The organism is Photobacterium malacitanum, from assembly GCF_900185615.1.
GTDB classification, from domain to species: domain Bacteria; phylum Pseudomonadota; class Gammaproteobacteria; order Enterobacterales; family Vibrionaceae; genus Photobacterium; species Photobacterium malacitanum.
Genome location: NZ_FYAK01000003.1, coordinates 343,744 through 358,124, shown reverse-complemented (window position 1 = coordinate 358,124; position 14,381 = coordinate 343,744). Strand labels below are relative to the sequence as shown.

12 protein-coding genes are annotated in these 14,381 nt (G+C 38.3%); 4 read left to right on the top strand and 8 right to left on the bottom strand.

What is annotated here, in order from left to right; all coding sequences use genetic code 11:
* Window positions 1-11 precede the first annotated feature (11 nt).
* The 4 genes from PMAL9190_RS10965 to PMAL9190_RS10950 all read right to left on the bottom strand — a co-directional run bounded on the left by PMAL9190_RS10965 (window position 12) and on the right by PMAL9190_RS10950 (window position 5,348).
* Window positions 12-1,427, bottom strand: a complete 1,416-nt coding sequence (locus PMAL9190_RS10965) for an SLC13 family permease (RefSeq protein WP_087845224.1) — start codon at window positions 1,425-1,427, stop codon at window positions 12-14.
* A 328-nt stretch (window positions 1,428-1,755) separates the two neighbouring features.
* Window positions 1,756-3,213 carry an MATE family efflux transporter gene (locus PMAL9190_RS10960; RefSeq protein ID WP_087845290.1) on the bottom strand — a complete coding sequence of 486 codons (1,458 nt, stop codon included), beginning with the start codon at window positions 3,211-3,213 and terminating at the stop codon, window positions 1,756-1,758.
* A 163-nt stretch (window positions 3,214-3,376) separates the two neighbouring features.
* On the bottom strand, window positions 3,377-3,793 hold the full coding sequence (locus PMAL9190_RS10955) for a CBS domain-containing protein (RefSeq protein ID WP_087845223.1): 417 nt from the start codon (window positions 3,791-3,793) through the stop codon (window positions 3,377-3,379).
* 238 nt (window positions 3,794-4,031) lie between these two features.
* Entirely contained in the window at window positions 4,032-5,348 is a 1,317-nt protein-coding gene (locus PMAL9190_RS10950) for a DUF945 family protein (protein WP_087845222.1), read from the bottom strand.
* A gap of 239 nt (window positions 5,349-5,587) precedes the next feature.
* On the opposite strand from PMAL9190_RS10950, the gene PMAL9190_RS10945 reads away from it, so the two are divergent.
* On the top strand, window positions 5,588-6,580 hold the full coding sequence (locus PMAL9190_RS10945) for a 2-hydroxyacid dehydrogenase (protein WP_087845221.1): 993 nt from the start codon (window positions 5,588-5,590) through the stop codon (window positions 6,578-6,580).
* 114 nt (window positions 6,581-6,694) lie between these two features.
* On the opposite strand, the gene dsdC is transcribed toward PMAL9190_RS10945, so the two are convergent.
* Together dsdC and PMAL9190_RS10935 are read right to left on the bottom strand one after the other, a co-directional pair.
* Window positions 6,695-7,603, bottom strand: coding sequence for a DNA-binding transcriptional regulator DsdC (gene dsdC, locus PMAL9190_RS10940; RefSeq protein ID WP_087845220.1), 909 nt, complete (start codon window positions 7,601-7,603; stop codon window positions 6,695-6,697).
* Window positions 7,604-7,704: 101 nt separating this feature from the next.
* The gene (locus tag PMAL9190_RS10935; RefSeq protein ID WP_087845219.1) at window positions 7,705-8,304 is read right to left on the bottom strand and encodes a TfoX/Sxy family DNA transformation protein; all 600 of its coding nucleotides are present in this window, start codon (window positions 8,302-8,304) and stop codon (window positions 7,705-7,707) included.
* 271 nt (window positions 8,305-8,575) lie between these two features.
* Between PMAL9190_RS10935 and PMAL9190_RS10930 the strand changes: the two genes are divergently transcribed.
* The 3 genes from PMAL9190_RS10930 (at window position 8,576) to PMAL9190_RS10920 (ending at window position 11,372) form a co-directional block, all read left to right on the top strand.
* Entirely contained in the window at window positions 8,576-9,166 is a 591-nt protein-coding gene (locus tag PMAL9190_RS10930; RefSeq protein ID WP_087845218.1) for an LON peptidase substrate-binding domain-containing protein, read from the top strand.
* A gap of 119 nt (window positions 9,167-9,285) precedes the next feature.
* Window positions 9,286-10,227 carry an HDOD domain-containing protein gene (locus PMAL9190_RS10925; RefSeq protein WP_087845217.1) on the top strand — a complete coding sequence of 314 codons (942 nt, stop codon included), beginning with the start codon at window positions 9,286-9,288 and terminating at the stop codon, window positions 10,225-10,227.
* 245 nt (window positions 10,228-10,472) lie between these two features.
* Window positions 10,473-11,372: a LysO family transporter gene (locus tag PMAL9190_RS10920; RefSeq protein ID WP_087845216.1), complete on the top strand. Its 900-nt coding sequence runs from the start codon at window positions 10,473-10,475 to the stop codon at window positions 11,370-11,372.
* A 143-nt stretch (window positions 11,373-11,515) separates the two neighbouring features.
* Here PMAL9190_RS10920 and PMAL9190_RS10915 read toward each other — a convergent pair whose 3' ends face one another.
* Both PMAL9190_RS10915 and PMAL9190_RS10910 read right to left on the bottom strand, forming a co-directional pair.
* On the bottom strand, window positions 11,516-11,983 hold the full coding sequence (locus PMAL9190_RS10915; protein ID WP_087845215.1) for an RDD family protein: 468 nt from the start codon (window positions 11,981-11,983) through the stop codon (window positions 11,516-11,518).
* 7 nt (window positions 11,984-11,990) lie between these two features.
* Window positions 11,991-13,610 carry a PTS transporter subunit EIIC gene (locus PMAL9190_RS10910; protein WP_087845214.1) on the bottom strand — a complete coding sequence of 540 codons (1,620 nt, stop codon included), beginning with the start codon at window positions 13,608-13,610 and terminating at the stop codon, window positions 11,991-11,993.
* Between the last annotated feature and the right edge of the window lie 771 nt (window positions 13,611-14,381).

Genomic DNA, 14,381 nt, shown 5'->3' with positions numbered 1-14,381 from the left:
GTATTAACCGATTAGATATGACCGATTAGCTGTAAACCCCAAATCATCACAAAACTCAATGCAACACCTACAACACCAACCACGACACCAACGCGTGCCATTTGATTACTCTCAACATGACCTGTTGCATGCGCTAACGCATTAGGTGGTGTACTGATCGGTAATGACATACCTAGTGATGCCGCAAAAGTCACCACTAAAATCAACGTTACTTCGCCACCCAGTGGTGCTAATGACACCATTGATGTCCCCAAAGCTGCCATAATTGGCATTAATAAGTTAGCGGTTGCAGTATGAGACATAAAATTTGCCATCAATAAACACAACATTGCCGCGCCTAATAACACCACATACGGTGAGAACACATCAAATGGAATACTGTGTACCACCAGCTTGGCTAAACCGGTTTTATCTAACGCTAAACCAAGTGCAATACCCCCCGAGACTAACCATAAAACATCCCACGATATTTTCTTCAGATCTTCTTTATTGATGATGCCGGTTAACGAGAAAATCGCGACAGGAATTAACGCGACAGTATAAGAGTTCATGCCATGCATAGAGCCCATCAACCACAGTAAAATAGTCACCGCAAAAGTCACATACACCGTGATTGCCTTAGGCGTTTTAAGAAACTTACCTTGAATCGTCAATTCAATTGATGCTTGGGTTGCAGGATAAAGTTTATTGATCAACCACCATGCAAATACCAATAATACCGCCACGAACGGTACGCCAAAGAACATCCACTCACCAAAAGTAATCAGGTTTTCACCGGTAAGATATTTCAGTGCAATCGCATTAGGTGGCGTACCAATTGGGGTACCAATACCACCAATGTTAGCCGCAACGGGAATACATAATGCAAACGCTATCTTACCGGGATCTTTAGCACCAAATAACGTGATCACTGGCGCTAAAATAGACAGCATCATTGCCGTTGTCGCCGTGTTTGACATAAACATCGAGAAAATAGCAGTGATCAACATTAAACCAAACATCACATATTTAGGTTGATGCCCAAACGGTTTTAATAACACCCGTGCTAAGTTGACATCTAAACGGTATTTCGTCGCCGCCATAGCCAAGAAAAAACCACCTAAAAACAACATAATAATAGGACTGGCAAAAGTCGCCATTATCTCGCTATAACTCATTAAGTTACCAAAATGAGGTTGCCCTTGATCAAGCCTAAATAAATACAGGCTTTTATCTGACAACAATAATAACTCCAGCACAATGATAACAACTGACGTTGCATAAATAGGAATAGGCTCCATGATCCAACATAACGCTGCTAATAAAAAAATAGCGATAACGCGCTGTTGAATCACCGTTAATCCCTCAATCGGAAAAGCGGAAGCGGGTAATAACAAAATAATTAATGGGATCAGAATAGGTATGATATAGCGAAGATTTTGACGCATAGAACATTATTCCCTTAAACAATAAATACGCCATCACCTTTATTTTCCTTAAACTAAAGGTGAAGTAAAATGGCTAGACTAACATTGGCGACTGGTGGTCAATTGCGGTAATCACAACCTTCCCGCTCAGACTGATGGCTGTTAGTATTATTATTGTCTATGGCTATAGTTATTTTTTCATCGTTTCAGATCAATAAAAGCGCTTAAATAATCGCTACTTAGATAAAATAGCGATCATGGTTCGACAAAAAAAATGTCACTTAGTTATCAATTGACATTGAGATCGTGACAACCATCACAAAGGATAGTTGTCACTTAATAGCAGCGATTAATCAGATTTTTTTGACGACGTTGTATTATTGCTAGGTTCCATTTCAGCCGCTAACGTTTCTTCCAGCACATCTTCTGTCCCCATATAGGTGCGTGAAGAACAAAATGGTGCAACAGGAACTGAGGGCGTAAGAATTTCATTACTCTGCAATGGCTGTTGCTCGTGAACACGACCCATTTTCTTAACTTGGTAAATAACCAATCCAAAACCAATAATACCAAACACCACCGAACCTACCGCTTGTCCAATCAATACACCACTCGCGCCGGCAATATGGCCACCAATAAGAACAAATGGAATCGTACCCAACGTCGCTTTACCCATATTTAAGGCCGTTGACCATGTCGGGCGATTAAGATTATTAAATGCAGCATTGGCTACAAATAATGCGCCGTTGAAGATAAAGGTAATCGCAATAACGCTACAAAATACACCCACAATTTCCGCGGCATCACCAGTAAGGCTAAACATTGCGATCAGTAAATCTTGTCCAAACCACAACAAGATAGAGACACCAATGCAATATACTGCGGTAAATAGCATCGCATCGCGTAATATTTGATTAATGCGATCCCAACGCTCGCCACCAAAGTTTTGGCCAATAATCGGCCCAACTGCGCCTGATAGTGAGAATACCAATGCAAAACACACCGGCATAATACGCCCAATAACCGCATAACCCGCGACAAAACTCTCGCCAAACTGGGCAATATTACTAGTAACGACTGCATTGCCAATCGGCGTTGCAGTATTGGTTAGGATTGCTGGAAGTGCAATTTTAGCCACCGTCGGTAACGCTAATTTGAAACTGCTTAAATCAGGTTTAGCGACCAATTGATGCTTATATATCACCGCATATAGGGAAAAACACATCACCGCTAATCGAGCAAATACAGAAGCAATCGCTGCCCCTTGCATACCCATCGACAAGCCAAAAATAAATAATGGATCCAATACCGCATTAACACCACCACCAATTAACGTTGCCACCATCGAGCGTCGAGCATCACCGACGCCGCGCAATGCAGCACCTGCAGACATAGAAACCGCAATCAAAGGCGCACTGGGTAATAGAATCACCAAATATTGGGTCGCAGCTTTCGCTACAGCACCTTTCGCACCAATCAAATCCAATAATAATGGTAGTTGCCATAGCATTAAAGCAACCACGATAGCGCTAATTAATACTGCAAAAATCATCACATTAGAGGCCATCATTCGTGCCAATTGGCGATCATTTTTACCTAAAGCACGTGATACTAACGCACCAGCAGCGATGGATGTACCGATAGAAATAGAGGTAGAAAAAAAAACGAGGGTTCCGGCAAAACCAATCGCGGCAGCAAGTTCTATTTGCCCCAGCATACTAATAAAAAACATATCGAGTAAATCGACTAAAAACAATGCCATCAAACCAATCGCACCGGTACCTGACATCACAATAATATGTCGCATCGTAGAACCAGTTAAGAATTTGGCTTGATTATTGTCAGTGGTATTTTTTGTGTTCACAACATCTCCAAACAAACATTACCATGCCATTAACAATCAACATGACAACCAAAAATAAAGGCGCTTAAAGCGCCTCTATTATTAATAATATTCTTTGCTATCTTGATCATAATGGATGCTTAAAGCAAGCCCCAATTTGATTACTAATAGCGGTTAATACATCGCGGCGTGTAATCACACCAACTAAACTGCCGCCATCAACAACAGGGTAAATTTTAGGCTTTTGTCCTGTCATGGTTTCAGCTAACGCAATGATCGTATCTTCACCTGAAACGGTCAGTACATCAGTACGCATACACTCACTCACGGTATGACAATCTTGGCAGTGATAACCGACTTTAAGCAATTTATGGATCATATCTTGTTCAGAGATAAACCCCACCACTTGCTTATGCTCATTAATTACAGGTCCACCAATTTGTTTTGCCGTAAGTAACTTATCAAGTGCACCAGATAGTGGCATCGTTTCGGTAAATGTAACAGGACGAACATTCATGTAGTCTTTTACTTTTAATGATTCCATAGCTTCCCCCACGTACGTTATGCTGTCGTCGTTCAGGTTTAATCCCTTGAAATCTTAATTAAAATAAACCTGTACTGATAATATTAAGTTAAGTCTAAATATTTAATTTTACTAAATATCAATCATCGATTTACAACAAAAAAAACCTAAACCCATGATAAATAATGTTTAATTTATATAAATAAAAACGCTTGCTAAAATAGCAAGCGTTTTACCTAACTCGCGTACAACATTAAAATTAATGCAGTAATAGTGCCATCATTGCTAATGGTAGTTTGGCACCTGAAGAAAACTCCAACTGATCAGCAACAATTTTCACCTCAAGCTGATAATTGCCATTTTGTTGAGTAACAATTTTTTGATTCACTAACATCGGTAATTTTGCCGCTAATAAGGGCTCTTTAGCTGCTAATGCTTCTGGAATAACAATATTAATATTACCGCTTAATTGATTTGTTACCGCGGTAAGATTAGTTGATGCATGCTCTAGTCCTGGCTTAACTTTTAATAGTACTTGAGCATTGACTGTTCCCTGTGGAGTTTTAACGCTTAGCTGTGATAAATCAATACTTGCGCCATGAGCAATCAATAAATCTAATGCTAACATCGCCTGCTTAATTTGTGCTGGATCTTGTGCTGCTTGTGGCGATTGCTCCATCGCTGCTAACTGACTAATCGCTTTAAAATTTAGATCTTTAAGTGCTAATTTAAAGGCAATATCTTGGTAATGTTGACCATCAAGAGTGGTTAATTTAGCCACTTGAATAGTATTGGTATTAGTAACTTGCTGGGTCGCTTCAGTTGGATTTTTCTCATCACTTGGCTGGCTCAAACTGTTGTCCATTGCAACATTTACCCCATCAATAGCAATAAGATGCTGTTGATCTGCTGCAGTAAACTTTGCCTTATCAAGGCTAAATGTCTGGTGCCCAATCCAAAAGTTACCTTGCATTTGGCCTTGACCTTCACCATTAACATTATTAACCACCATGCTTTCTTTATCAGCAGTAGTGATGGTTAATGCCGGTAAAGTGTAACTAAATTGGCTCTTACTATTTTCTGGATCAAATTCGCCCGTTACCACAAACTTATCGCTGACAGCACTGCCGCCCTCTTTATGTATGTAATCCATTGGGTTAACTGTCAGAGTAAAGTGCGTAGTTCCTGTAAAACCAGAATCTGTCACCACTTGCATTGGCGCTACATTTTTACCCCAAATTTGATTCACTAATGGAGCAGCTTGTTTATCAATCACAAACTCACTGGTCGATTTCACCCCAAGGAAACCATTTTCAATATGGTGTTTTACTAACCATACAGTAGGTAATCCTTGCTGGGCAAATTCCGCTTTTAATTGATTTTTAAGTTCAATACGAGAAACCGCATTTGAGGATAAATACCCACGGTCAAAGCTCTTCGTTGTGATCGACATATAAGGGCTATGATAATTTTTTACTGCTCCGGTATAAATACTCTGCCCAATTTGTCCTGTAGCGAGTGGCCCACAAGCAATGATCGCAACAGCGCCTGCACCGGCAAGAATTTTTTTCAACATATTGAATCCCAAAAATAAAGTAAGTTGCAATAAACAATCTGAATCATAGCATGAACCACTAAACCACAGCAGTATAACTATAACCCTTATTTTAGTGCGGCTATTTTGTCATACAAATGGTTTGCTATTTGCAACAAAGTTGTTATCGTGATCACATAATAACCGTGTATGTTGGTCAGATATTAACGTTTTATACTTAATAATGACTGAATAACAAACAGTGTTTATGGAGTGATATTATGAAAATAGCTGTTTTTAGCACCAAAGGATATGACCAAAAATCATTTGCTCATACAAATAAAAAATTCCATCAACAGCTCACTTATTTTGATTTTCAGCTCAATCATCACACCGCAAAAATGGCTGAAGGTTTTGATGCAATTTGTGCCTTTGTTAATGACGATCTTAGCGAACCTATACTCAAAATATTAGCAGAGCAAGGGGTGAAAATTATCGCCATGCGTTGTGCTGGTTTTGATCGCGTCGATCTTGAAGCAGCTAAGGCACTAAATTTACAGGTTGTTACCGTTCCAGCTTACTCACCTGAATCTATTGCAGAGCATACATTAGGGCTAATGCTCAGCCTTAATCGCCGTATTCACCGCGCTTATCAACGTACACGTGATGCAAACTTCTCTCTCGAAGGATTGACAGGTTATAACTTTCACGGTCGTACCGTTGGAGTTATCGGCACAGGTAAAATTGGTATTGCGACCATTCGCATTCTAAAAGGGCTCGGCATGAATATTCTTGCTTATGACCCTTATCCAAACCCAATTGCGATTGAATTAGGTGTGACTTATTGCACCCTTGATGAAATTTATGCGCAAGCGCATGTGATCACCCTTCACTGTCCAATGAGCAAAGAAAATTATCATATGCTTGACCGTAAAGCGTTTTCAAAAATGCGCAAAGGAATGATGATCATTAATACCAGCCGTGGCGGATTACTGAATTCTAGCGATGCGGTTGAAGCACTTAAAAGCGGTATAATTAGTGCATTAGGGGTCGATGTTTACGAAAACGAAAAAGATTTATTCTTCCAAGATAAATCTAACGACATTATTCAAGATGATGTATTCCGTCGCTTATCATCATGTCACAACGTATTATTTACAGGCCATCAGGCATTCTTAACTGAAGAAGCACTGGGTAGTATTGCGCAAACAACATTAGAAAACTTATCAAACTTTGAAAAAGGTGAGTTATCTGGCAACGAACTGATAAAATAAAGCATTAAATATACATAATGCAATAATGCAATAATGCAATAATGCAATAATGCATAATAATCAATAAAGGCGCATATGATGCGCCTTTTTAAAACCTTGCTATCAGGTTAATCATTAGTTGTTAATTTCACTAAACAGCCAATTTTTAAATGCGTTAATCTTAGGTGAGGTCTGCATATCTTTACGACAAACAACATAATAACTGTGCGCAGAAATCATTGTCATATCAAAAGGAGAAACTAAACGGGAGCTCGCCAGTTGTTCTGCTACAAATGATTGTCTTGCCATCGCCACCCCCATACCCGTCGCTGCTGCTTTAATCGCCAAATCAGCCCGATCAAAAGTACAACCATTATCTGGTAATGCAACTTTAAAATGTTGCGCCCAGAATTGCCACTCATCGTTACGTCCAGCCCTTGCCCATGGCGCTGCGTCATGCAGTAATAAGCAATGTATTAAATTTTCAGGTTGATGATAGAGCTGATATTTGACCGCATACTCATGGCTGCATACAGGAAACATGCTTTCTTCAAGCAGTTTATCAACAGCCAGATTAGGGTATTCACCATTGCCAAAATAGATAGCACAATCATAACTTTCTGTTTGAAAATCGACCAAATCATTCCGTGTTCTTAAATGAATGCGTACATTAGGGTATTTATCAATAAAAGAAACTAACCGAGGTACTAACCATGTTTGTGCAAACGTTGGTGGCACTGAAATTGTTAAATCGCCACTTAACTCAGCACTTTTTAAATCACGAATTTCATGAATGATATCCCCAAAATTCGATGCTAAGACTTGCTTTAAACGCTGACCTTCATCAGTTAATACCAGCTTTCGATGTTGCCGAATAAATAACTGCACATCTAATATTTCTTCAAGATTTTTAATCTTGTGGCTGACGGCACTCTGAGTGAGGCATAAAGTCTCAGCAGCGCGCGTAAAACTCATTTGATCAGCGGCAATCAAAAAACAATGTAATCCTGAAAGGATAGAACCCGACAATTTAGATAATTGCATAATTTAGCCACGGCAACATAATTGTCGTTAGCATAACAAAAAAAATGTTTATTCTCAGCTACATCAGCTAAATAGGTTTCTATTCTCAGTTAACTATCCATTTAAACTGTTTGTTGACGATACTCATCTAATAACTGTTGCTTATGATCTTCACTCAATAATTGCCAATGGCCACCATGAATAGCACCTGCAAATATCCATAATAATTTATGATCTAATTCTTGGCCGTTATGTTCACACACACGACGAAATACATTAACAGCACCGACATTGAAAAAAGTATCAACGTCCTTCACCCCTGCTTTTTTTACCATTCGCTCTAGGGTTAAACGCATATTAGGTAAATCACGTAAACGACGATTTGCTTCTGAAGCTTTAAAACTTTTATCTCGACAAGAAAAGGTAATCGACTCTTCAACAAGCTGGTTACACAATTCTTTATCCGTTAAAAATAGATTTTTAATCTCATAATAATTTACTGTTGCTGTTTTACTTTTCTTTATATGTCTAAATTTTTCACAGCCTGCTGCCGTTAATTTAGTATCAAGTTCATCCCCCCCACGAATATACATCGAGGTCGGTGTCACAATCGCAAACATGGCGCTATTAATAAAAACACCTGTACCACCAAACATTGATCTTTTTTCTTGCGTTCCAAATTTCGATAAATAATTTAAATAATCATCTTTTATTGACGTCATAACTCATGCTCCAGATATTATCCATAACAACTAAAAACACACTCAATATTTATCATTTTCAGTGTCAATGATTTGACGAGCTATTTTATGCCCATAGCATCAATAGATGATACTGTTAGCATTCGAATATGAGATTACTCCCATATTTTTAGTCGAAAATTTATGAAACAAATTAACAATTCGCCTTTTTTTATATTTCCTCTCAATGAAATATATCGTGCTAACCTTATTATTAATTTTTGTAAATGGATTAAAGCGACAAGGATAAAGTATGAATACCATCGCATTATTGCCACATAGCCAGCATCTCTTGCCCGGTGGACGACTTAAATTGGTTATTTCAAGAGTGTGTGATATTCGAATGGTAACAGAGGCCATGACAAATAAGCGTCCATTCGCACTAGGTATGATTGCACCCAATCATGAGCCAGAGACAATTCGCCACATTCCAGCTATCGCCACGACAGTATCAATCATCGATTTTAATACTCTAGATAATGGATTATTAGAAGTGACCGTCAAAGGTATAAACACAATATCAGTTTCAACCCTCACTATGGCTTATGATAATTTACTGACAGCCACCTATAAGCCTTGTGTTCAGTGGCTTCCAATTAACATCAATAATGATAGCCAACTATTAGCAGATAAACTGCAGCTGTTATTTAACTCAATACCCGAAATTAGCCACCTCTATCAGCAAACTAGCTATGATAATGCGACATGGGTATGCCAACGCTGGCTAGAAGTATTACCAATCGATATCAAATATAAGCAATCTTTAATTCATCATCCAAACGCAAATATGACGATCAGTTTTTTATTACAATTATTGCAAAACCATCACTTAATTAATAATTAAAATAATGCCATTATTCAGCAACTCAAGCGTTAACTGCGTCAAAAAAACAGCAGTTGCCACTTTGTGCATGAGCCAACAATGCGTACACTGATACCACCTCTTACCACTGTAATTATTCAATGCCACATTTATCCTTTTTTTGGCTGGAACCCAATAACCACCACCATATTCGCGCCATTCAGTCGAATCTTTGTCATTCAATAAAAAAAGCAGCACGCTATAACCGATTAACCTTACCATCCATTCCTGATACGCTATTAACTTTAAATCGGTTATGTGAAAATTCGGAAACTACAATCCATGACGTAGCTAATTTATTAATTAATGATCCAGTATTAACAGCTAATATTATTCGTACTGCAAACTCTACTCTTTTTAATCGGCGTAATATCACTTGTCACGATATTCTCACGGCAGTATCACGTTTAGGTATTTTTCGAATTAGAGATATCATTACAGCTCAAACTATATATTCATTAAAAAATACCACCATTGAAAACATTGAATGTAACCAATTACTTAAAAATAGTGCTTTTCACTCCCGTCAATTTGCCGCAACCATGGCGCTTATTTGCCAAAGAATGCATAAGCACAGTAATAAACAGTTAAAGCTTGAACCAGAAAAAGCATTATTAACGGGACTATTAGCTGATATTGGTTTATTTGGACTCATTAATGAATATGCAAATTTTATTAAACAAGGTAACTATTTAGACTTTAATATCGCTAAATATATTTTTCAGGATAACTGCGCATTAGCCAGTAAAATAGTTCTGACTCAGTGGGGGTTTGATGCTGATTATATTACGGTTGCAACCAATCCGATCACCACTCACCATGACAGTGAAATAAGCTATTTAACTATTGCCCGTATGGCACATCACTTGCTGTTATTTAAAGCTAATGATGCTGCAATCAATGAGCATGAAGTGGAATTAGATCTCGCTGGTGCAGAAGTGATGTATGAACTAACCAACATGTCCCCATTTGAATTTGATAATCAATTAAAACAAATCATTCAGAATTGCGGTATCGAGTACCACTGCAATCATTGTTATTAAATATCTACGTTCGTCTAATGCATTGATTAGGCGATTCGTATTGACACATCTGTATACACTTTTCGACACATTTACCGCAACGGTTTCCCCATTGATATCTATATTCTTTCTACTGCTTTATGTTATATTCGCCACAAATTCAACGCTTAATCTTTAAGCACTTATTATGATGTTGTTACCGCAGCATTGTTTTAAGATATTAATAATTCCTCTTTCAACGCAGTTTTATACATTTAAGGATAAATATGTTATCAGGGATTCTGCTGATTTTTTTACCATTGGTGCTGGGATATTTAATCCCAATCAAAAAAAACAATATCCTTGAGTTTATTAATACCCAAACCAGCCGGTTAGTATTAGTGATCTTAGCTCTAATGGGACTCAGCTTGGCAGGACTTGATAATCTTAGTCAGAATTTGAGCCAAATCCTGTTATATACCTTCACCTTTTTCATCTCCATTTCGGTATGTAACCTACTCGCATTACCTTGGCTTGATCGGTTATGGCCCACGCCAACTTCACATGTTCAACGTAAATTACCATTGATAAAAATGGGGTTAGAATCCGCTAAATTAGTGGTTGTGGTAGCACTTGGATTAGTCGTTGGCTTACTGCTCAATGTTGATCTATCGTGGGTAGAACAAGCCAGTGAGAACATTTTACTATTGCTACTGTTTTTTATTGGTATTCAGCTACGTAATAGTGGCATGACCCTCAAACAAATCATACTCAATAAGAAAGGGGTTATTATTGCTGCGGTGATCTTAGTAACATCATTGTTAGGCGGTGTTATTGCAGCATTAGTACTCGATATTCCAATAAATAACGGCTTAGCTATGGCATCTGGATTTGGATGGTATTCATTGGCAGGCATTCTTATTGGTGATGGCTTAGGCAGTATCTACGGCGGAGCTGCATTCTTAAATGAATTACTTCGCGAAATACTGGCACTGATCATTATTCCATTATTAATTAACCGCTATCCAAACACGGCGATTGGTTATGCTGGCGCGACCGCAATGGACTTTACCCTACCGGTTATTCAAAACTGTGGCGGAATCCGCTGTGTACCGATCGCGATTGTCAGTGGCTTTATTTTAAGTTTATTAGTTCCGGTTTTAATTCTGTTCTTTATCTCTTTATAAACCGACCCTCTGCGTTGATAGCCAGCCTTGTGCTGGCTTTTTTCTGCCACAAGCATCAACAGATCAAAAAAAAACCGCAGCGCTTCACAATGTGAAATAGCTGCGGTTTATATCTCTATAACCAAGGTTAAGTGCGGATTAAATCAACGTTCAACAACCGTTGTATGGTTGGTACGATCATGCATCGGTGGATTTGAAAAAGCTAAATATTGAGCACCACAATAAAGTGGATATAACCCCAACGTTGCGACACAAAGGTAAATTTTATTAAACTCACGCTTTAAGTAACGTTGCTTCGTCAATGGCTTATCATCTGTCGAAACCACCTGCACACTCAGTAGATAACGTGATAATGACGTGCCTAATAAGCGATAACAGATCCATTGATAGCCCATAAAGACACCAATAAATAACAACATTAAACCAATAAACAATAGCAATAATGCTGGTAAAGCAATGCTATCGTTTAACGAAAGCGTCATCCCTGTACCCTTTGAAATATAAGCAATCACACTAAGGTAGATGTCGCGACCAACCATCGCGAACATCTGAACAATTGCCATATCAATCATGAAGGTACCGATGCGCCGGTATTTCAATGTAAAGCCCATTGCGTTCTTACTTACCTAGTTTAGCGTTAATCTGTGCTTTAAAGCCTGCAGCTTGTGCACCGTAGATTGCTTGAATACCAGTATTACCGACTTTCACTAAACCTTTCGCGCCTAAGTGCTCAGTCCAGAATTGGTTGTCTTTTACTAAATCACCATCTTTAACAGTGATACGTAAACGAGTAATACATGCATCTACATCAACAATATTGTCTTTACCGCCAAGAGCTTCAATCATCGCTTCAGCTTGAGAGTCATTAGCGCCACCAGCAGCTTTTGAGGCATGGTAATCTTGCTTACGAACAACGGCAACAGCACTACCCTTACGACCCGGTGTTTTCACATCGAACTTCAAAATGAACCAACGGAACAACAAGAAGTATACAGGACCGTAAATTAGACCAAGTAGTGGAATGTAGTACCAATGGTTCTCTGTACCCGTTAGACCAGGCAACATACCAAATAGTGCGAAGTCAATGAAACCACCGCTGAATGTCATACCCACTTTCACGTTTAGTAAGTCCATAATCATAAATGATAGACCGGCTAGTGGCACGTGAATGAAGTAGTAAAGTGGTGCAGACAAGAACAAGAATGTGAATTCAATTGGCTCTGTAATACCAGTTAGGAACGCTGTTAGTGCAACAGAGAACAATAGACCACCAACGGCTTTCTTGTTTTCTTTATCAGCAACAGTGTACATCGCGTAAGCTGCAGCAGGTAGACCAAACATCATGAATGGGAACTTACCAGTCATAAAGTTAGTTGAAGAGAATTGAGAGTAATCACCGTTTGCTAACGAGCCAAAGAAGATGTTTTGAGTACCCTTAAATACATGGCCTGCGATTTCAGCAGTACCACCGATTTCTGTCTGCCATAGTGGTAGATAGAAAACATGGTGTAGACCAACAGGAATCAATGCACGTTCGATAATACCGAAAATGAATGATGCAATGTAACCGTGACCAGAAGCTGTCATTTCACCAAGTGTTGCACCGATAGAACCAAATGCAGCACCAATGTATGGCCAGATAAATACTAACGCAATACCGTAGAATAATGCTGAGAATGCACTAATAATCGGTACGAAACGTGCACCACCAAAGAAGCCTAGGAATTCAGGTAACTTAATGTCATGGTATTTGTTATGCAGAATAACAGTGATACCACCAGCAATAAGACCACCAAACACACCCATACTTAGCGTATTGTGAATACCTAATACGTCAGCTAGTACGCCTGCATAATGGTTGCCCATTAGCATAACGGTGTTGTTGGTAGTATCAACCATACCGGCAACAGTCAGTGTTTTAGCGATAGCAACGTTCATTACTAGGTATGCAATCGTCGCAGCCAGCGCAGCAGCACCTTTCTCTGCACGTGCAAAACCAATTGCAATTGCAAGTGCGAACATTAATGGTAGGTTTGCAAAGACGATACCGCCAGCTGCGGTCATAACCTGTAGGAAACTATTTAAAAGTGTTCCGTCTTGCAAAATACCAATCTGGTACGCATCAATCATACTTTGGTTAGTAAAACTACCACCAAGCCCTAGCATAATACCAGCGGCTGGTAGTAAGGCTATCGGTAGCATTACCGCTTGAGATAACTTACTGAAAAAGGCTTTCATTACCTTCTCTCCTTGAGATGGACTCTAAACTTGTCGATGAAATAAATATGAGACTTTATTGCGTCTCTTTTTCTAAATCATTTTCAAAACAAATAAGCATTTGCTGAACACTTTCGCGGTTAGAGACCAGCTCCAATTACCAATGGTAATTGCGTTAGTGAACATTGTTTGCTCCTGAGTATATTAATTTAAAATAAGACTCAGCATTAGCGACATACCCCCGTAGTCATTTTGCTAATCCTGTTTTATGTCTATTTCGAGCATTAGTATAAAATGCGGCTGGTAATATAACTTGATGGCTGTCAAAGTTACAAATAAGTAATTATTTATAGTTGCAAATTTTAATACAGATCACAATGAAACAATTACGTTTAATATTAAAAACTTAAGTGTAAATTACTGATAATTAAGAATAAAAAGTCATCAACTCAGCTAATTAAAACAATTTACTTCCTCTCTAACAAGTAACCTTTGTAACCTATGTAACATCAATAATAAGTGACATTTGTTAATTGATTGTAATATTAGGTTGGAATTTAACTTTTTATATAATCTTTCAGCTATTACATTTCTAATTTATAAATCATAAAAAATGACGACAGCCTACTTTATTTTAAATACCACAAACTAGTTATTAATATTTTTATAACAACCATCACCAAATAAAAAAGCTTATTAGGCTATTCATTATTGTTGAAGTATTGTTTGTTACGCATAAAAAAATCCCGTGATTTTCATCACGGGATTTTAAACTAATGGATAAAAAATAAA

Coding starts and splice junctions, on each gene's coding strand:
- PMAL9190_RS10965 (WP_087845224.1), bottom strand. CDS start 1,427: ATGCGTCAAAATCTTCGCTATATCATACCTATTCTGATCCCATTAATT.
- PMAL9190_RS10960 (WP_087845290.1), bottom strand. CDS start 3,213: ATGCGACATATTATTGTGATGTCAGGTACCGGTGCGATTGGTTTGATG.
- PMAL9190_RS10955 (WP_087845223.1), bottom strand. CDS start 3,793: ATGGAATCATTAAAAGTAAAAGACTACATGAATGTTCGTCCTGTTACA.
- PMAL9190_RS10950 (WP_087845222.1), bottom strand. CDS start 5,348: ATGTTGAAAAAAATTCTTGCCGGTGCAGGCGCTGTTGCGATCATTGCT.
- PMAL9190_RS10945 (WP_087845221.1), top strand. CDS start 5,588: ATGAAAATAGCTGTTTTTAGCACCAAAGGATATGACCAAAAATCATTT.
- dsdC (WP_087845220.1), bottom strand. CDS start 7,603: ATGCAATTATCTAAATTGTCGGGTTCTATCCTTTCAGGATTACATTGT.
- PMAL9190_RS10935 (WP_087845219.1), bottom strand. CDS start 8,304: ATGACGTCAATAAAAGATGATTATTTAAATTATTTATCGAAATTTGGA.
- PMAL9190_RS10930 (WP_087845218.1), top strand. CDS start 8,576: ATGAATACCATCGCATTATTGCCACATAGCCAGCATCTCTTGCCCGGT.
- PMAL9190_RS10925 (WP_087845217.1), top strand. CDS start 9,286: ATGCCACATTTATCCTTTTTTTGGCTGGAACCCAATAACCACCACCAT.
- PMAL9190_RS10920 (WP_087845216.1), top strand. CDS start 10,473: ATGTTATCAGGGATTCTGCTGATTTTTTTACCATTGGTGCTGGGATAT.
- PMAL9190_RS10915 (WP_087845215.1), bottom strand. CDS start 11,983: ATGGGCTTTACATTGAAATACCGGCGCATCGGTACCTTCATGATTGAT.
- PMAL9190_RS10910 (WP_087845214.1), bottom strand. CDS start 13,610: ATGAAAGCCTTTTTCAGTAAGTTATCTCAAGCGGTAATGCTACCGATA.